The sequence below is a fragment of the Streptomyces sp. DI166 genome, from assembly GCF_900091315.1.
In the GTDB taxonomy this organism is placed as follows: domain Bacteria; phylum Actinomycetota; class Actinomycetes; order Streptomycetales; family Streptomycetaceae; genus Streptomyces; species Streptomyces fuscus.
Genome location: NZ_FLSP01000046.1, coordinates 1 through 16,743, shown reverse-complemented (window position 1 = coordinate 16,743; position 16,743 = coordinate 1). Strand labels below are relative to the sequence as shown.

Here is a 16,743-nt window from a genome sequence, read left to right as displayed (position 1 = left end):
CGGGCTACGTGAGGATCCTGGTGACCTGACCGGCCCCGACGGTCCGCCCGCCCTCGCGGATCGCGAACTTCAGGCCCTCCTCCATGGCGACCGGCTGGATCAGCTGGACGGTCATGGTGGTGTTGTCGCCGGGCATGACCATCTCGGTGCCCTTGGGCAGTGTGACCACCCCGGTGACATCGGTGGTGCGGAAGTAGAACTGGGGGCGGTAGTTGTCGAAGAACGGCGTGTGCCGGCCGCCCTCGTCCTTGGAGAGGATGTACGCGCGCGCCTCGAACTCGATGTGCGGGGTGACCGATCCGGGCCGGATGACGACCTGCCCGCGCTCGACCTCCTCGCGCTTGACGCCGCGCAGCAGCAGGCCGACGTTCTCCCCGGCGCGGCCCTCGTCGAGGAGCTTGCGGAACATCTCGATGCCGGTGACGGTGGTCTTCGTCTTCTGCTCGTGGATGCCGATGATCTCGACCTCGCTGTTGACGCGCAGGATGCCGCGCTCGATCCGGCCGGTGACGACGGTGCCGCGGCCGGTGATAGTGAACACGTCCTCGATGGGCATCAGGAACGGCTTGTCCACGTCCCGCTGCGGCTCGGGCACCGCCGAGTCGACGGCGTCCAGCAGATCGAGCACCGACTGCGCCCACTGCGCGTCGCCCTCCAGCGCCTTGAGCGCGGAGACCCGTACGACCGGGACGTCGTCGCCGGGGAACTCGTACTCGGTGAGCAGTTCGCGCACCTCCAGTTCGACCAGTTCCAGGATCTCCTCGTCGTCGACCATGTCGGTCTTGTTGAGGGCGACGACGATGTACGGCACGCCCACCTGCCGGGCGAGCAGGACGTGTTCCTTGGTCTGCGGCATCGGCCCGTCGGTGCCCGCGACGACGAGGATGGCGCCGTCCATCTGGGCCGCGCCGGTGATCATGTTCTTGATGTAGTCGGCGTGGCCCGGACAGTCGACGTGGGCGTAGTGACGGGTCTCCGTCTGGTACTCGACATGGGCGATGGAGATGGTGATACCGCGCTGCCGCTCCTCGGGCGCCTTATCGATCTGGTCGAACGGCGTGTACGGGTTGAGGTCGGGGTAACGGTCGTGCAGCACCTTGGTGATGGCCGCCGTGAGGGTGGTCTTGCCGTGGTCGATGTGGCCGATGGTGCCGATGTTCACGTGCGGCTTGGTGCGCTCGAACTTCGCCTTCGCCACTGCGGGGCCTCCTCATCGGGTGAGTGAGGCCGGGCCATTCCCGGCTGTGCCTTCCTGTCTATTCGCTCGACGGCGCGTCGAACAGGGCGCTGACGGACTCACCGTTGTGAATGCGTCGAACCGCCTCGGCGAGCTGCGGGGCGACGGTGAGCACCCGGAGCTTGTCGGTGCGCTCCTCCTCGGGCACCGGCACGGTGTTGGTGCACACGATCTCCAGCACGTCCGGCTGCTCGCCGATCCGCTTCAGGGCGCCGGAGGTGAACAGGCCGTGGGTGCAGGCCACCCGGATCGAGCGCGGACCCAACTCACGCAGCCGGTCGAGGAGTTCCAGGACCGTGCTGCCCTTGGCGATCTCGTCGTCGAGCACGATGACATCGCGGTCCGCGACCTCGCCGATGACGGAGTTGATGCTGACCCGGTCGTCCGCGAACCGCTGCTTGGCGCCGGCGGCGACCTGGGCGCCGAGCATCCGGGCGAAGGCGGCTGCCTCCTTGGCGTTGCCGAGATCGGGCGAGACGACGGTGGTGCGGGACAGGTCGTACTGGCGGAAGTGGGTGGCCAGTTCGCGCAGGGCGTGCAGGTGGTCCACGGGGACCGAGAAGAAGCCGTGCACCTGGGGCGAGTGCAGGGTCATGGCGAGGACCCGGCTCGCGCCCGCGGCCACCATCAGGTCGGCGACCAGACGTCCGCCGAGGGAGATGCGCGGGGCGTCCTTCTTGTCGGAGCGGGCGTAGGAATAGTGCGGCATGACGACGGTGATCCGCCCGGCGGAGGCGCCGCGCGCCGCGTCGCACATCAGCAGCAGTTCGACGAGGTGCTCCTGGACCGGGGCGACCAAGGGCTGGATGAGGAAGACGTCCCGTTCCCGGCAGTTGGCCTGGAGCTGCACCTCCAGGCAGTCGTTGGCGAACCGGCTGACCCGGGTGGGGCTGAGGGGCACGTCCAGGTGCGCGCACACCTCGGCGGCCAGTTCGGGGTGGGCGCTACCGCTGAACACGGCGATGTCTCGCACGGATCCGCTCCTCGCATGATCGTTTCTGCTGCCGGGCCGATGCTACTGGGCCGACGGGTCGCACTCCGTCCGGTGCTTCGTGCGCCCCCTGTGCTTCCGTCAGCCGCCGGTAGCGGCCAACCGCCCTGTCTCATATGCCCGTTCGGGGGCATCCGGACAGGAGGAAGGAGGGCCGTCGCCATGACGACTCCCATCAGGCGCCTCGCTGGTCTCGTACCCGGCTGGGCGAAGGCCGTCGGCGCCGTCGTGCTGGTGCTCGCCGTGCTGTTCGCCGGGCTCGCGATGAGTGTGCTGCCGGGGCTGAAGGACCTGTTCGGCACCGAGACCCACGACCGTTCGGGGCCCGCGCTGCTGGAGTCCGTCCAGGACATCAGCCGCTACGACGCCGCCTCCGGGAACTTCCAGGTGGTGGTGGACCTGGAGAAGGACGCCAAGTACCTGCCGGACGCGCTCCGCGGTACGCGCACGCTGTACGTGGGGGCGGGCACCGTGGACGCGTACGTCGACCTCGGCAAGGTCGGCGCGGACGACGTGACGGTCGACGAGGACCGTACGTCGGCCACGCTCCGGCTGCCGCACGCGGCGCTCGGGGAGCCCGCGCTCGACCCGGACCGCTCCTACGCCGTCTCCAAGCAGCGCGGGCTGCTCGACCGGATCGGCGACCTCTTCTCGGACAACCCCAACAGCGAACAGGCGGTACAGAAACTCGCCGCCCGGCACATCGGCGACGCGGCAAAGGAGAGCGCGCTGACGGAGCGGGCCGAGGCGAACACCACGGACATGCTCAAGGGGCTGCTGCACTCGCTGGGCTTCACGGAGGTGAAGGTCGAGTACGGGGCGGCATCGTAGGCGGCGTCAGGGGTAACCGGCAGATTCCGAACGGTAGTTGACGACGGGAGGACCACATGGCCCGCACGGCCCCCGATCTGCCCCGCGTCCTGGCCCGCCTGCTGGCGATGCTGTGCGCGTTCACCCTGATGGTGGCCTTCGCTGTGGTCCTGGCCAGACTGACCCTGGAGCCGTCCCCCGCCTCGGAGTCCCTGACCCACACCAACCTGCACCCCGGCCGCTCCCTGCGCGCCTACCTCGACCAGCCCGAACTGCGCGACGCGGTCCGCCAGATCGGCGGGAACGTGCTCCTGGGCGTCCCGTTCGGCGTCCTCGCGCCGATGCTCGCCCCGCAGGCCCGGGGTGTCCTGCGGGTCCTGCTGCTGACGGCGACGGTGATGCTCCTGGTGGAGTGCGCCCAGGGTGCCCTGGTCACCGGGCGCGCCTTCGACATCGACGACGTCATCCTGAACACCACGGGCGCCCTGATCGGCTACGCCCTGCTCGGGCGGCGTCTGGGGCGGGCGGTGCACGCGGGCTGACCGTCCTGCGGTGGCGGGCCCGGGTCCGCGGCCCGACGATGGAAGGGTGCTCGGGTGAGGCGAAGGTGTGGGTGTTTCCGTGATGTCGAAGTCCGCCGAACGGAGGGACATCCTCGACGAGGCCGCGCTGCTGGTCATCAGGGCGCGCCGGGAGGCCACGGACATGATCAGACGAGCGGGGCCGACCGGTATCGACGACCACTTCTTCGGCACGAAGTGCCGCGCGTGCGGCCACTGCCGTGAATACGTCGGCGACGGCCCCGTCTGCACCAGGACCAATTGCCGGCACAGCGCGTCACAGCACGCCACCTGACGACGGCCTCCTCGACCACCTCCGGGCGTTCACCGGCGCCCCGCAGGCCTCAGGTGCGCCGGCACCTGGGACAGCCACCGGGCAACCGCCTCCGAGACGGGCTGGCCCGTCTCCAGCTCCACGAAGCCGAACTGGCCGCCCTGGTTGCACTCCAGGAACCACCAGACGCCGTCCTCGTCCTCGGCGAAGTCGAAGGCGGCGTAGGCGAGGGAGGCGAGGACGACGTACTCGCGGACCGCCACGGCGATGCGGCCGGGTACCGAGACCGGCTGCCAGGGGTGCCCGGTGTCGCCGTAGCGGCCGTCGACCTGGCCCGGCTCGGCCGTCTTGCGCGCGGCGAAGAGCTGGGTGCCGACGCAGGTGAGCCGGATGTCGGCCCGCTTGGGCACGTACCGCTGCAACAGCGCGGGACCGGCCGCGACGGCGGAGAAGTCCGCGTCGGCGCCGATCAACGTCGTGGGCAGGGCCGTCCCCGGCTCCTCCGGCGGCGGCCCCGAGGCGGACTTCACCACCACGTCCTTGTGCTCCTCGGTGAACTCCCGCGCCAGCCGCGGTGAGGTGGTGAACACCGTCGGCGGCACGGCGAAGCCGCTGAGGTGGGCGACCCGCAGTTGCCAGGGCTTGAGACGGGCCCGCTCCGCGTCGCGGGGATGGTTCATCCAGCGCGCGGTGGCGGAGTAGAGCATGCCGTAGAGGGCCTGCCGGGTCTCGGCGGTCAGCCACGGCGAGGGCTCGGGGGCGTGCGCGGCCGGTTCGCCGGGTCTTCGCACCCACACCGAGCGCAGTCCGCCCATGCTGAGGACGTGTCCGTTCACCGAGAGGTGGCCGGTGAAGTCGCCGTGTGCGTAGTCGGCGGACAGGACGGCCTTCCCCGGCAGGTCGGCGGGGTTCAGCCGCAGCACCGGGGTTCCCAGGCTGTGCAGTGCGGCCACCACCATGTCGGCGGTGACGTCCTCCTCGGACGTGAGGATGAGCACGGTCATCGCGCGGACGGGCCTCAGTCGTCGAAGTGCGTCTGGGAACCCGCGGTGGACGTCGTGGTACCGGCCGCCAGCAGCAGCTCCCGGTCCATGACGGCGGGGCGGCCGTCGGGCAGGACGTTCAACTGCCGGGCGCTGTCGAAGCTGTACGGCGTCACGGTGGTCGTGGGCCCCTGCGGACAGGCGTAGTTGAGCGTGAACGGTCGCACGGGATACCTCCAAGGGTCGCGCTGTACCTGCGTACAGTCCCTTACGGGTCTGTTACGTAAGGAATTCATCACTTTCGGCTACATCGGGGTGAAGGTCGTCACATCTCCTGCATCATCTGCACCGAATGCAACGGGAGTTGCCACCCGAAGTACACACAGAGCCATCGGACGGCGGGCTCAAAGTGTCACCCGGGCGGCCCGGACCCCGGTTCGGCACCCGTGTACGCCGGTCCGTACCAAAGTATTGACGCCCCATTACCTCAAGCCTTAAATCAAGAGGCGACGCACCTTCACCCCCCACCTCGGTCGGCCCGCGCTCCCCACGGCATGCCGACGGAAGGAGAGTCGTGCCCTCTTCCCGTAGATTCCGCGCACTGCGCGCCTGGCTGCTGACCGCCCTGTCCGCCGCCCTCGTCGCGACCGCCGCCACCGGCCCCGCCCGGGCGGAGGCGGACGCCCGGCCCCGCGTCATGGCGGTGACGTTCTCCGACACCTTCGACGGGCCCGCCGGTTCCGCCGTCGACTCCGCCAAGTGGCACATCGAGACCGGCGACAACGTCAACAACCACGAGCGGCAGTACTACACGGACGGCAACCGCAACGCCGCGCTCGACGGCCAGGGCCGTCTGGTGATCACCGCCCGCCGCGAGAACCCCGCCAACTACCAGTGCTGGTACGGAACGTGCCAGTACACCTCGGCCCGGCTGAACACGGCGGGGAAGTTCACCGCACAGTACGGACATGTCGAGGCGCGCATCAAGGTGCCGCGGGGGCAGGGCATGTGGCCCGCGTTCTGGATGCTCGGCACCCCCGTCGACTGGCCCGCCTCCGGCGAGATCGACATCATGGAGAACGTCGGTTTCGAGCCCTCCACGGTCCACGGCACCCTGCACGGCCCCGGCTACTTCGGCTCGGGGGGTATCGGCGCCGCGTACTCCCTGCCGAACGGCCAGGCCTTCGCCGACGCCTTCCACACCTTCGCGATCGACTGGGCGCCGGACTCCATCACCTGGTCCGTGGACGGCAATGTCTACCAGCGGCGCACGCCCGCCGACCTCGGCGGCCGGCAGTGGGTGTTCAACAAGCCGTTCTTCCTGATCCTCAACCTGGCGGTGGGCGGCTACTGGCCCGGCGACCCGGACGGCTCCACCGTCTTCCCGCAGCAGATGGTCGTCGACCACGTCACCGTGAGCACGGGCGACGCCCCCGCGGGCGGGGCGATCAGGGGCCTGGCCGGCAAGTGCGTCGACGTCGCCGGGGCGAACCCGGCCAACGGCACCCCCGTCCAGCTCTACGACTGCAACGGCACCGCCGCCCAGCAGTGGACCGTCGGCTCCGACGGCACGATCCGGGCGCTCGGCAAGTGCCTGGACGTCACCGGCAACGGCACCGCGAACGGCAGCACCGTCCAGCTGTGGGACTGCACCGGTGGACCCAACCAGCGCTGGACCGTCACCGCGGCGCGCGACATCGTCAATCCCCAGGCCGACAAATGCCTGGACGTGACCGGCAACGACCCGGCCAACGGCACCCGGCTGCAGATCTGGAGCTGCACGGGCGGCGCCAACCAGAAGTGGACGGTCGGCTGAATCCCGCAGCCTGCCTCAGTGCAGGGTCCAGGTGAACTTGTCGCCGCCGACCCAGCGCACGACATCCGGATCGTCCAGGTCATGGACGGTGATGCCGTACGCGGCGGCGGCCGACAGGACATCGGTGACGGCTTTCGCCTCACCCACCACTTCACCGTCGATCTCCACAATGCGGAACGGCGGCGTGCCCGGCTGGACCCCGAGCACCAAGATCCGCGGATGGGAGATGTACGGGCTCGCGATTTCGGTCATGAAACGAGGGTAAAGCGGATCTGCCCATTCCGAACCTGTCGAGCCCGCCGTGCGGGCCTCCGCCTCCTGGGCAACCCTGGAGGCGGAGGTGGCGATGGATCCCGTCGAGGCCCTGGAGCGGATCGCCTTCCTGCTGGAGCGGTCCCTGGCGCCGACCTACCGGGTACGGGCCTTTCGCACCGCGGCCCGGACGCTGGCGGCGCTGCCGGAGGCGGAGCTGCGGGAGCGGGCGGCGGCCGGGACGCTGGAGTCGCTGAAGGGCGTCGGGCCGAAGACGGCGCGGGTCGCCCGGGAGGCGCTGGCCGGGCAGGTGCCGGGCTATCTGGAGAAGCTGCGGGCCGAGGAGCCGGACCCGGCGGACCGCACCGGGCTGCGGGCGCTGCTGCGCGGCGACTGCCATCTGCACTCCGACTGGTCGGACGGCGGCAGCCCGATCGAGGAGATGGGCCGCACCGCGAAGGCGCTGGGCCATGAGTGGGCGGTGCTGACCGACCACTCGCCCCGGCTGACGGTGGCCCGGGGCCTGTCGGCGCAGCGGCTGCGCGAGCAGCTGGACGTGGTGGCGGCCCTCAACGAGACCTGGGCGCCGTTCCGCCTGCTGACCGGCATCGAGTGCGACATCCTGGAGGACGGCTCCCTCGACCAGGAGCCCGGGCTGCTGGAACGGCTCGACGTGGTCGTGGTCTCCGTGCACTCCAAGCTGCGCATGGACGCCCGCTCCATGACCCGGCGCATGGTGGCCGCCGTACGCGATCCGCACTCCGACGTCCTCGGGCACTGCACCGGGCGGCTGATCACCGGGCGGGGACGGCCGGAGTCGCGGTTCGACGCGGACGAGGTGTTCGCGGCGTGCGCGCAGACCGGGACCGCGGTGGAGATCAACAGCCGTCCCGAACGCCTGGATCCGCCGCGCCGGCTGCTGCGGCAGGCGGTGGCCGCGGGAGTGCTGTTCTCCATCGACACCGACGCCCACGCGCCCGGACAGCTGGACTGGCAGGTGCTCGGCTGCGCCCGGGCCGAGGAGTGCGGGGTGCCCGCCGAGCGTGTGGTCACCACCTGGACGCGGGAGGAACTGCTGGCCTGGACGCGCGAGCGGCGCCTGCCCGCACGCGTCACGGGCTCCTGACGTGGTACTCGGACGGTCCGGCTGAACAGTACGGCGGAGGGACGGGCGTATGGGACGCGTGGCTGTGTTCGACGTGGACGGCACACTGGTCGACACCAATCATCTGCACGTGGTCACGTGGTGGGAGGCCTTCCGGCAGGCGGGCCACCGGGTGCCCATGCACGCCGTGCACCGCGCGGTCGGACTCGGCTCCGGCGATCTGATCGCGCACCTGCTCGGGGACGACCGGGACAAGGACCGCGACGAGGAGCTGAGCGGCGCGCACAAGGCACTGTACGGGCAGTACTTCGACCGGCTGCCCGCCCTGTCGGACGCCGGGGAGCTGCTGCGGCGCCTGCACCGGGACGGCTGGACGGTGGTGCTGGCCACCTCGGCGGGCGGTGCGGAGCTGGGCGCGCTGCGGCGGGCGATCGACGCGGACGACGTCATCGCCGCGACCGCCAGTGCCGATGACGTGGAGCAGGGAAAACCCGCGCCGGAGCCCGTGGAGCACGCGCTGGAGCTGGCCGGGGCGTCCGCCGAGGACGCGGTGTTCGTCGGGGACACGGTGTGGGACATGCGCGCGGGCAGCCGGGCCGGGGTGCGGTGCGTGGCCGTGCTGTGCGGGGGCATCGCGCGGGCCGATCTGGAGAAGGCGGGCGCCGAGGCCGTGTACGACGGTCCCGCGCATCTGCTGGCTTCGATCGAGGAGAGCCCGTTCGCCCGGAAGGGGTGACACTGGAAGGGGCAGCCGGAAACGGTGACACGCGTCACCGGCGGCCGGGGAACGGCGCGGGATGGTTCTCCGTTGAACTTAATGCGGGCACGGTACGTGCCCCCCTGATCCGCCCCGACCGTGATTCCCCCGCCCCGACCGTGATTCCCCCGTCGCGGTCGGGGCTTTCCCTTTCCCGGCGCGGGGTAGTCGGCTGCTCCCATCCGCGGAGAGGAGCCGACCGTGAGCAGTACACAGGGCAGCAGGGTCGTCGTCACGGGGGCCACGGGGAATGTCGGTACGAGCCTCGTGCGCCTCCTCTCCGAGGACCCCTCCGTGGGGTCGGTGCTGGGCCTGGCCCGCAGGATCCCCGACTGGTTCCCGCCGAAGACACAGTGGTCGGCGGCCGATCTGGCCTCCGAGGAGACGGACCTGGTGCAGGAGTTTGCCGGCGCCGATGCCGTCGTCCATCTGGCCTGGGCCTTCCAGCCGACGCACGATCCGGCGGAGACCTGGCGCACCAACGTCCTCGGCTCGATCCGGGTCTTCGACGCGGTGTCCACCGCCAGGGTGCCGACGCTGGTGCACGCCTCGTCGGTCGGCGCCTACTCCCCGGGGCCGAAGGACGGGACGGTCGACGAGTCGTGGCCCACGCACGGCTGGCCGGGCGCCGCGTACTGCCGGGAGAAGGCGTATCTGGAGCGGACCCTGGACACCTTCGAGCGACGGCACCGCAAGGTGCGGGTGGTCCGGATGCGGCCGGCGTTCCTGTTCAAGCGGGAGTCGGCGAGCGAGCAGCGCAGGATCTTCGGCGGGCGCTTCCTGCCGGGCCAGCTGGCCCGGCCGGAGCTGCTGCCGTTCCTGCCGGACATCCCCGGGCTGCGGGTGCAGGCGCTGCACACCGACGACGCGGCCGAGGCGTACCGGCTGGCGATCGGCACGGAGGTGAAGGGCGCCTTCAATCTGGCGGCCGACCCCCCGGTGGACGCGGCCCTGCTCGGCGAACTGCTCGACGCCCGCCCGGTACGCATGTCCCCCACGGCGGCCCGCTCGGCGGTCGCGGCGGCCTGGGGCCTGCACCTGCTGCCCGCCTCACCGCACCTGTTCGACGCGGTGCTGCGCCTGCCCCTGATGGACTGCACCCGGGCCCGCACCGAGCTGAACTGGCAGCCCCGCCGCTCGGCCCCCGAGGTGCTGGAGGAGTTCCTGCACGGCATGCAGTCGGGCGCGGGCGAGGCGACCGCGCCGATGCGGGGGCGGAAGGCGAGCTGAGCCGGTCCGGGCGCGGCCCCGCGGCCCCGCCCGGACCGGCTACGCCGTCGACTCGTCCGGCGCCGGATGTTCCGGGTGGACGTTCGCGTCCTTCCGGGACCCCTTGCGGCCCGTGCCCGCCTCGTCCGGCTCCGGGGTGTCCTCCGGCGCGGTGTCCAGGTCCTCGGGGTTCACGTCCCAGGGGTCCTCGCCCGCTCCCGCCAGCTGGTCCGGCAGGTCCCTCGGCACGGGCTCGCCCTTCTCGGTGTTCACGGTGCCTCCTTCGCTCGTCACGCGCGGCGTCCCGCGAGTACCGCCGCCGGGGCGCGGTGAAACGTCAGCGCGGGGCGCGGTCCGCGAGTGCCGCGTGCCAGACGGGCCGCGGTTCCGCGGGTGCGGGCTCGGTCCGCCGGCCGCCCAGGGCGAAGAAGGCGGCGAGCGGGAGGATCGCCGCACCGACGGTGACCGCGTCCGGTCCGAGCCCGCCCAGGTCGATACCGACCCGCTCCGCGGGGTGCCGCAGTGCGTACCCGGCCGCGTGCCGCCGGATCTCGGGCAGCAGCGCCGCGCCGAGCCGCAGACCCGCCCAGCCGCCGATCAGGATGCGCTCCGGCCGGAACAGGTTGATCAGGTCGGACAGGCCCGCGCCGATGTACTCGGCGGTCTCCGCCAGCAGCTCCCGCGCCACCGGGTCGCCGTCGGCGGCCGCCGACATCAGCGCCGCGAGCGCGCTCTCCTGGCCGGCGCCCTCGGGCGGGTGCCCGCCCGCCTCCCGCCACCGCTCCAGCAGCGCCTGGGCACCGGCGTACGCCTCCAGACAGCCCGGCGCGCCGCACCGGCAGCGGCGCCCCGCGACCTGGACGGTCAGGTGCCCGCCCTCGACGGCACGCCCCTCCCCCGCCTCCGGGGTCACCACGCACGCGCCGACCCCGGAGCCGAACAGCACCACGATGGCGCTGCGGGCCCCGCGCCCCGCGCCGAACCACATCTCCGCCTGGCCGAGCGTGCGCGCGCCGTTGTCGATGAAGTAGGGGATGCTGTCGGGCAGTTGGCACCGTTCCCGCAGCAGTGACTCCAGTGCGACCGCGTCCCAGCCGATCGTCTGGCCGTGCACGACGGCGCCGCGCTCGGGGTCGTGCTCGACTATGCCGGGCACCCCGATACCGATGCCGAGCAGCCGGTCCGGGGCGAGATCGGCGGCGGCCAGCACCTCGGCGACGGCGTCGTGGATGTACCCCACGACGACCTCGACGGCGTACCCCTCGGCGCCCAGGACCCGCTCCGTACGGCCGAGTTCGGTGAGCGCGAGGTCGAACAGTTCCACCCGCACCCGGGTCTCGCCGACGTCCACGCCGATCATGTAGCCGCAGTCGGGGGCCACTCTGAGCAGGGTGCGCGGCCTGCCGCCGTCGGACTCGACGTTGCCCGCCTCCTCCAGCACCCCGTCCGCGAGCAGGTCGGCGACCACATTGCTGACCGAGCCGGAGCTGAGTCCCGTGGCCGGGCCCAGCTCGAAGCGGCTGAGGGGGCCGTCGAAGTACAGGCGTTGCAGAACCGCCGCGCGGTTGCCCCGCCGCAGGTCGCGTACCGTCCGCCTGTTCCGCCCCACCATCTGGCTCCCCCTGTCAACACGCCGTCCGACCTGGACGCCCTGGAAGATACCGGGTCAGCGGCTCAATTCCGTGATCGCGTCGAGCGCCGCGACCAGTTCCGGCCCCACTGTCTCCCGGATCCAGCGCGACCGCCCCTCGTCGGCGGCGCGCGGCACGGTCTCGGTGAGCATGATCAGGTAGAGGTAGGCGCGGTAGCAGGCCAGCCGGAGCCGGGTGGACCGGTCGAAGTCGACCCGGCCGCCCGCCTCCCGGTACCCGCCGAGAAAGGCCGAGTCCTTCTCGATGTCCCCGAGCAGGGCGAGTGAGACGAAGTCGGCGACGGGGTCGCCCCAGAACATGCGCTCCCCGTCGATGATCCCGCCGATGCGGGCCGCCCCGGCCGAGCGGTCCACCAGGATGTTGCCGGGCCACAGGTCGAAGTGGACCGCGCACGCCGCGGTGACCTCGTCGAGCGCGGGCAGGGCGGCCCGGAGCGTGCGCTCCGTCTCCTCGACGGGGCGCGGCAGCCACGGCCGGTACCGGCGCGCGTCGTCGAGAACGGCGTCGAGCAGTACGGAGAACGCGGTACGCCAGTCGGCGGCGAGGGGGCCGAGGGCGCCGGAGGGGTAGCCGAAGCCCGGCCCGGTCACGGTGTGCAGCCGGGCCACCTGGCGGCCCAGCTCGGTGCGCAGGTCGCGCTGTTCGGCGTCGGTGAGCGAGTCGTCCCAGGCCTGTCCCGGGCACGCGGTCATCAGCAGGGCGCCCTCGGTGAAGGCGACCACCCTGGGCGCGGCGACCCCGACACCGGCCGCGGCCCGGTAGAACTCCGCCTCGGACACCAGCAGCGCCCGCTCGTGCCGCAGTCCGGGGACGGTCTCGGCGGGCGGGACCTTGAGTACGTACCGGGTGCCGTCGGCGAGGAGGAGTTCCTCGACCGTGTTGTAGGTGCCGCCCGACAGCGGGCGCACCCCCGCCAGGCCGCCCAGGGGCAGTCCTGCCGCGGCCAGGATCCGTTCGGCCCGTGCCCGGGAGTCCGTCCCCATGTCCCGCCCCTTCCACTGAATATTCGCTGGCCCTTGCAGGCATACGACGTCTAGCCTTAGTCGGAAACCTAGGACTTCTAGGTAACGACGTCGCCACGCCCCTCAGGAGGCCCCCATGAAAGCACTCACCGAGTCCGAGATCCGCTCCTCGTTCGTCAACTGTTCCAAGGGCGAGGCCAAGCGCCTCAGCGTGCCCCGGGATCTCGATCAACTCCCGTGGGACGATCTGGACTTCCTGGGCAGGCGAGATCCGGGGGCGCCCGACCGCAGCTATCTGGTCACCGAGCGGGACGGCCGGCTGATCGGCATCACGCTGCGCTTCCCGTCGCAGCAGCGCGGGTTCCTGCACCGCAGCCTGTGCTCGCTGTGCCTGACCACGCACCGGGGCGGCGGGGTCTCGCTGATGACCGCGCGCAAGGCGGGCCCGGCGGGCCGCGAGGGCAACTCGGTCGGCCTGTACATGTGCACCGACCTCGCCTGTTCCCTCTACCTGCGCGGCAAGAAGGTGCCCGACTCGGGCATCCGGATCGAGGAGAGTCTCACCCTGGAGGAGCAGATCGCGCGGACCGAGGGCAATCTGCGCGCCTTCCTCGACAAGCTGGACGTCTGAGCCGCAGGCCTCACGGTTCCAGCAGCCGGGCCGCGGAGACCCGGTGCAGGTGGATCAGGACGTCGTAGCTGCGGGCGAGGGCGATGTCGTGCGGGCCGTCCGGGTAGGCGGTGCCCACGCTGCGGGTGGGCCGCGCCCGGCGCAGCCACTCCCGGGCCGGGGAGCCGACCGTGCGCAGATCCAGGACGTAGTTCCGGTGGGGCACCCGGTCGAGGACGACCTCGTTGGTGCCGGGGCCCGCCGGTCCCACCGCCCACCGGCGCACGACGGTCTCGTCGTCGGTGCCCGTGGCCCGGAACGAGCCGTGGTCGAAGGTCAGGCCGACGCTCACGTACCCGGCGCCGAGCGCGTCACGCAGGACGGCGCCCTGCGCCTTCAGGTACTGAGCGGGCCGGTCCGGGACGTAGCCGACGTGGTTGTTGTGCGCCGAGAGCAGCATCCGGGCGCCGGTGTGCCGCTGCCACCACAGCACGTTCGCGGCCATCTGCTCGCCCCGGTAGCGCATGGCCTCGGACACCTGCGCGGGGTCGGTGAAGTCGAAGGCGTACTGCCGTGCCGTCTGGTCGATCACCCGCGCGTCCTGCACCGCCCGCTCGTACGCCGCCCGGTCCTTGCCCGGCGCCATGCCGCGCAGCAGCTGAAGGGCCTGTCCGGTGCGCTGGGCCCGCTCCTCGCGCACGGCGTACGGCTCGCCGAGGTACCGGTCGATGTAGGCGCCCGTGGCCTCGGTGGGCCGCAGCCCTCGGTAGAGCTCTTCGAGGCGGGCCGCGGTCTCCGGGTCGCGGCCGGCGGCGTACCCGGTGACGGCGTCGTACAGCTCGGGCCCGGACCAGGCGATGTCGTCGCCGACCAGGCGGACCGGGTCGGCCGGGTGGCGGAGGTTGTAGGCGCGGGCCCACTCGATCAGCCGCAGGTAGTCGGTGTTGTTCCACCACCGGTAGTCGCGCTGGAACTCGTCCCGCATGATGCGCCGGGGATCGCCCTCACCGCGTACCACGTAGGCGTCGAGGCGGGCGACCGTGCTCCAGGGTGCCTCCAGCGCGAAGGCGCGGAAACCGCGCTCCTCGACCAGGTGGCGCAGGACGCGGCCCTTCAGCGCGAAGAAGTCGTGGGAACCGTGGGTCGCCTCACCGAGGCCGACGACCCGGGCGTCGCCGATCATGCGGTCCAGGGCGCGCAGGTCGCGAGTGTCGCCGCCGGGCTCGACGGTGCGCAGGGGATGCGCCGCGCGGGCGAGGGCGTCGACGACGGCCCCGTCGTGGTCGGATGCCGCGGTGGCGCGCACGGGCGGGGCGGCAGCCGCCGCCGGGAGGACGGACGCCGTCGTGCCGAGGATGATGAACAGGGTCAGGGCCGTTGCGGTCCGGTGCCGTTTCATGATCCCAGGCTCGCGTCCCGGCCGGACCGGACACCATCCGGTCGGCCCCCGTCCGCGGGTGCGGGTCTCCGGCGGTCGGATCGGGGGGATTTCCTCCTTCTTTCCGCCGTCGGCTCTTGTCAGGTGATCCCGAGTCGATCACTCTGGGCCTCCTTGCGGACTGTCGCGGTCCGCTCGGCGGACCGCGTGATCATGTTCGTCGCTCCGTGAGAGGGGAACAGCGCAAGGATGCTCGACGTACGACGGTGGCGGGTGTCGCGGGAGTGGCTGACGAAGCTGAGCCGGGAACCCGCGGTCGTTCAGATGCTGCGCTCGACGGCAGCGGCGACGGTCGCCTACGTCATCGCCCTGCACCTGAGCCCCGAGAAGGCCCCGCTCACCGCGCCCCTGACGGCCCTGCTGGTCGTCCAGGTCACCCTCTACGCGACGCTCACCAACGGTGTGCGCCGGGTGAACTCCGTGGTGGCCGGCGTCCTGGTCGCCATCGCCTTCAGTCTGCTGGTGGGTCTGACCTGGTGGAGCCTGGCGCTGGTGATCCTGGCCTCGCTGGCCGTGGGACATCTGGTCCGGGTGGACGAGTACGTCCCCGAGGTGGCGATCAGCGCGATGCTGGTGCTGGGGGTGACCTCCGTCGGGGACACGGCGTGGGCGCGGGTGCTGGAGACGCTGATCGGCGCGGTCGTGGGCCTCGGCTGCAACCTGCTGCTGGCGCCGCCGGTGTGGGTGGACGAGGCGGGCGAGTCCATCGAGGGACTGGCGCGCCGGGTGCGGCAGCTGATGCTGAGCATGGGCGAGGAGGCGGCCGGCCGTACGCCGGTGGAGCGCGCGACGGCCCGGCTGTACGAGGCGCGCCGGCTCGACCACGACATCGTCGAGGTGGACGCGGCCCTGAGGCAGGCCGAGGACAGTCTGCGGCTCAATCCGCGGGTGCGCGAGGGGCTGCTGCACCGGGTGGTGCTGCGGACCGGTCTGGACACCCTGGAGATCTGCACGGTGGTGCTGCGGGTGATCGCCCGCACGCTCACCGACCTGGCCAAGGAACGCGACCCCGATCCGCTGTTCGCGCCGCAGATCGGTGCCGCCGTGGAGCAGTTGCTCTCCGAGGTCGCCGACGCGGTGGTGAGCTTCGCGGTGCTGGTCACCGCGCATGTCAGCGAGAACGCCGAGTCCGCCGAGGAGCGGCTGGCCGCGGAGCTGCGGCAGGCCGCCGCGACCCGGGACAAGCTCGCCCAGCTGCTGCTGGAGGAGGTCCAGCGCGACGCCCGGCAGTGGCAGCTGCACGGCGCGGTGCTGACCGAGGTCAACCGCATGCTCGACGAGATGGACACCGAGCACCGCTCGCGGCGGCTGCTGGAGGAGCTGGACCGGGTCTCCAGCGAGCAGCGCGAGCGGATGCCGCGGCTGACCCGGCTCCAGGAGACCGTGCGGGTCGGCCGGAACCGGCTGGCCTCCGTGCGCCGTCCCAGGTGACAAGGTCATCGACAGGGGGGCACGGTCAGTGGGCGACGGCGTACGGATCGACAGGAACACACTGCGGCTGCCGGGCGGGGTGGCGGTGCGGTTCATCCGCACCCTGCGGCTGCCCGAGACCGGCACGCATCCGCTGCCGCCGGGGCTCGGCGAGTTCCCGCTGCGGCGGGTGGCGGACTACCCGGACACGGTTCCTCGGGAGTGGCGGGCGCGCGGCGGGGTGATGCTGCCGGTGTATCTGCGCGAGGCGATGTGGCTGAGCTTCGCCGGGACCGCCGAGCCCGCCGCTCTCCAGGTCGGCGTCGGCAAGGTCTGCGCGGTCTCCGGGAAGCCGTGGAGCGACCGGCTCGCCCGGGACCCGCAGAACTACCTCGTCCTTCCCCGCCAGCCGTGGCTGGACGGCATCAACTCGGGCAAGGGCACGGTCCGCCAGTTCGTGGCCGTGCCGCTGGGGCTCGGGGCCACCGTGGAGGGACAGGTGACCGGCGAGGAGGTCTGGGGCGGGGTCCAGCTCCAGACGTTCCCGCTGGAGCCGCAGGCACTGGCGCGGTGGCGCGAGGAGGAGCGGCTGCGGGAGGAGCGGCGACGGGCACTCATGGCGGCCGGACGGCCGGGCGGCGCCCGGCCGCGGGCGTCCGCGGCACCGGCCGCCCCGG

18 protein-coding genes and 1 pseudogene are annotated in these 16,743 nt (G+C 72.0%); 10 read left to right on the top strand and 9 right to left on the bottom strand.

Annotation, left to right across the window (positions count from 1 at the left end):
• Positions 1-4: 4 nt before the first annotated feature.
• Both tuf and GA0115233_RS22255 read right to left on the bottom strand, forming a co-directional pair.
• On the bottom strand, positions 5-1,198 hold the full coding sequence (gene tuf / locus GA0115233_RS22260) for an elongation factor Tu (RefSeq protein WP_093722040.1): 1,194 nt from the start codon (positions 1,196-1,198) through the stop codon (positions 5-7).
• Positions 1,199-1,256: 58 nt separating this feature from the next.
• Positions 1,257-2,210, bottom strand: coding sequence for a ribose-phosphate diphosphokinase (locus tag GA0115233_RS22255; RefSeq protein WP_093722039.1), 954 nt, complete (start codon positions 2,208-2,210; stop codon positions 1,257-1,259).
• Between the two features lie 180 nt (positions 2,211-2,390).
• Here GA0115233_RS22255 and GA0115233_RS22250 point away from each other — a divergent pair, with 180 nt between their 5' ends.
• The 3 genes from GA0115233_RS22250 to GA0115233_RS22240 all read left to right on the top strand — a co-directional run bounded on the left by GA0115233_RS22250 (position 2,391) and on the right by GA0115233_RS22240 (position 3,893).
• Entirely contained in the window at positions 2,391-3,059 is a 669-nt protein-coding gene (locus tag GA0115233_RS22250) for a DUF4230 domain-containing protein (RefSeq protein ID WP_093722038.1), read from the top strand.
• 56 nt (positions 3,060-3,115) lie between these two features.
• A complete protein-coding gene (locus GA0115233_RS22245; protein ID WP_093722037.1) occupies positions 3,116-3,580 on the top strand; it encodes a VanZ family protein in 465 nt (154 codons plus the stop codon).
• A gap of 82 nt (positions 3,581-3,662) precedes the next feature.
• Entirely contained in the window at positions 3,663-3,893 is a 231-nt protein-coding gene (locus GA0115233_RS22240) for a DUF6422 family protein (protein WP_255310309.1), read from the top strand.
• 29 nt (positions 3,894-3,922) lie between these two features.
• Here the strand turns inward: GA0115233_RS22240 and tgmB are convergent, their stop codons facing one another.
• Both tgmB and tgmA read right to left on the bottom strand, forming a co-directional pair.
• Positions 3,923-4,876, bottom strand: coding sequence for an ATP-grasp ribosomal peptide maturase (tgmB, locus tag GA0115233_RS22235; protein ID WP_093722035.1), 954 nt, complete (start codon positions 4,874-4,876; stop codon positions 3,923-3,925).
• Between the two features lie 14 nt (positions 4,877-4,890).
• Positions 4,891-5,082 carry a putative ATP-grasp-modified RiPP gene (tgmA, locus tag GA0115233_RS22230; protein WP_093722034.1) on the bottom strand — a complete coding sequence of 64 codons (192 nt, stop codon included), beginning with the start codon at positions 5,080-5,082 and terminating at the stop codon, positions 4,891-4,893.
• Between the two features lie 347 nt (positions 5,083-5,429).
• On the opposite strand from tgmA, the gene GA0115233_RS22225 reads away from it, so the two are divergent.
• Positions 5,430-6,671, top strand: coding sequence for a ricin-type beta-trefoil lectin domain protein (locus GA0115233_RS22225; RefSeq protein ID WP_093722033.1), 1,242 nt, complete (start codon positions 5,430-5,432; stop codon positions 6,669-6,671).
• A 15-nt stretch (positions 6,672-6,686) separates the two neighbouring features.
• Here GA0115233_RS22225 and GA0115233_RS22220 read toward each other — a convergent pair whose 3' ends face one another.
• A complete protein-coding gene (locus GA0115233_RS22220) occupies positions 6,687-6,923 on the bottom strand; it encodes a hypothetical protein (protein ID WP_093722032.1) in 237 nt (78 codons plus the stop codon).
• A 94-nt stretch (positions 6,924-7,017) separates the two neighbouring features.
• Here GA0115233_RS22220 and GA0115233_RS22215 point away from each other — a divergent pair, with 94 nt between their 5' ends.
• The 3 genes from GA0115233_RS22215 (at position 7,018) to GA0115233_RS22205 (ending at position 10,015) form a co-directional block, all read left to right on the top strand.
• Entirely contained in the window at positions 7,018-8,049 is a 1,032-nt protein-coding gene (locus tag GA0115233_RS22215) for a PHP domain-containing protein (protein ID WP_093722073.1), read from the top strand.
• A gap of 49 nt (positions 8,050-8,098) precedes the next feature.
• Positions 8,099-8,764 carry an HAD family hydrolase gene (locus GA0115233_RS22210; RefSeq protein ID WP_093722031.1) on the top strand — a complete coding sequence of 222 codons (666 nt, stop codon included), beginning with the start codon at positions 8,099-8,101 and terminating at the stop codon, positions 8,762-8,764.
• Positions 8,765-8,986: 222 nt separating this feature from the next.
• Positions 8,987-10,015, top strand: coding sequence for an SDR family oxidoreductase (locus GA0115233_RS22205; RefSeq protein ID WP_093722030.1), 1,029 nt, complete (start codon positions 8,987-8,989; stop codon positions 10,013-10,015).
• A gap of 39 nt (positions 10,016-10,054) precedes the next feature.
• Here the strand turns inward: GA0115233_RS22205 and GA0115233_RS22200 are convergent, their stop codons facing one another.
• The 3 genes from GA0115233_RS22200 to GA0115233_RS22190 all read right to left on the bottom strand — a co-directional run bounded on the left by GA0115233_RS22200 (position 10,055) and on the right by GA0115233_RS22190 (position 12,629).
• Positions 10,055-10,267 carry a hypothetical protein gene (locus GA0115233_RS22200; RefSeq protein ID WP_093722029.1) on the bottom strand — a complete coding sequence of 71 codons (213 nt, stop codon included), beginning with the start codon at positions 10,265-10,267 and terminating at the stop codon, positions 10,055-10,057.
• A gap of 64 nt (positions 10,268-10,331) precedes the next feature.
• Entirely contained in the window at positions 10,332-11,606 is a 1,275-nt protein-coding gene (locus GA0115233_RS22195) for an ROK family protein (protein WP_093722028.1), read from the bottom strand.
• 54 nt (positions 11,607-11,660) lie between these two features.
• Positions 11,661-12,629 carry a phosphotransferase family protein gene (locus tag GA0115233_RS22190; protein ID WP_093722027.1) on the bottom strand — a complete coding sequence of 323 codons (969 nt, stop codon included), beginning with the start codon at positions 12,627-12,629 and terminating at the stop codon, positions 11,661-11,663.
• Between the two features lie 115 nt (positions 12,630-12,744).
• Here GA0115233_RS22190 and GA0115233_RS22185 point away from each other — a divergent pair, with 115 nt between their 5' ends.
• A complete protein-coding gene (locus tag GA0115233_RS22185; protein ID WP_093722026.1) occupies positions 12,745-13,239 on the top strand; it encodes an FBP domain-containing protein in 495 nt (164 codons plus the stop codon).
• Positions 13,240-13,249: 10 nt separating this feature from the next.
• Here the strand turns inward: GA0115233_RS22185 and GA0115233_RS22180 are convergent, their stop codons facing one another.
• Positions 13,250-14,617, bottom strand: a complete 1,368-nt coding sequence (locus GA0115233_RS22180; protein ID WP_093722025.1) for an erythromycin esterase family protein — start codon at positions 14,615-14,617, stop codon at positions 13,250-13,252.
• A gap of 228 nt (positions 14,618-14,845) precedes the next feature.
• On the opposite strand from GA0115233_RS22180, the gene GA0115233_RS22175 reads away from it, so the two are divergent.
• Both GA0115233_RS22175 and GA0115233_RS22170 read left to right on the top strand, forming a co-directional pair.
• Positions 14,846-16,087 (top strand): FUSC family protein, encoded by a 1,242-nt coding sequence (locus GA0115233_RS22175; protein ID WP_093722024.1) that lies wholly within the window; start codon positions 14,846-14,848, stop codon positions 16,085-16,087.
• A gap of 28 nt (positions 16,088-16,115) precedes the next feature.
• Positions 16,116-16,743 (top strand): annotated as a pseudogene (locus GA0115233_RS22170) (hypothetical protein); the annotation flags it as partial.

What these genes read in the sequence shown, in the direction of transcription:
- GA0115233_RS22250 (WP_093722038.1), top strand. Translation starts at nt 2,391, where the DNA reads ATGACGACTCCCATCAGGCGCCTCGCTGGTCTCGTACCCGGCTGGGCG.
- GA0115233_RS22245 (WP_093722037.1), top strand. Translation starts at nt 3,116, where the DNA reads ATGGCCCGCACGGCCCCCGATCTGCCCCGCGTCCTGGCCCGCCTGCTG.
- GA0115233_RS22240 (WP_255310309.1), top strand. Translation starts at nt 3,663, where the DNA reads ATGTCGAAGTCCGCCGAACGGAGGGACATCCTCGACGAGGCCGCGCTG.
- tgmB (WP_093722035.1), bottom strand. Translation starts at nt 4,876, where the DNA reads ATGACCGTGCTCATCCTCACGTCCGAGGAGGACGTCACCGCCGACATG.
- GA0115233_RS22220 (WP_093722032.1), bottom strand. Translation starts at nt 6,923, where the DNA reads ATGACCGAAATCGCGAGCCCGTACATCTCCCATCCGCGGATCTTGGTG.
- GA0115233_RS22215 (WP_093722073.1), top strand. Translation starts at nt 7,018, where the DNA reads ATGGATCCCGTCGAGGCCCTGGAGCGGATCGCCTTCCTGCTGGAGCGG.
- GA0115233_RS22210 (WP_093722031.1), top strand. Translation starts at nt 8,099, where the DNA reads ATGGGACGCGTGGCTGTGTTCGACGTGGACGGCACACTGGTCGACACC.
- GA0115233_RS22195 (WP_093722028.1), bottom strand. Translation starts at nt 11,606, where the DNA reads ATGGTGGGGCGGAACAGGCGGACGGTACGCGACCTGCGGCGGGGCAAC.
- GA0115233_RS22190 (WP_093722027.1), bottom strand. Translation starts at nt 12,629, where the DNA reads ATGGGGACGGACTCCCGGGCACGGGCCGAACGGATCCTGGCCGCGGCA.
- GA0115233_RS22185 (WP_093722026.1), top strand. Translation starts at nt 12,745, where the DNA reads ATGAAAGCACTCACCGAGTCCGAGATCCGCTCCTCGTTCGTCAACTGT.
- GA0115233_RS22180 (WP_093722025.1), bottom strand. Translation starts at nt 14,617, where the DNA reads ATGAAACGGCACCGGACCGCAACGGCCCTGACCCTGTTCATCATCCTC.
- GA0115233_RS22175 (WP_093722024.1), top strand. Translation starts at nt 14,846, where the DNA reads ATGCTCGACGTACGACGGTGGCGGGTGTCGCGGGAGTGGCTGACGAAG.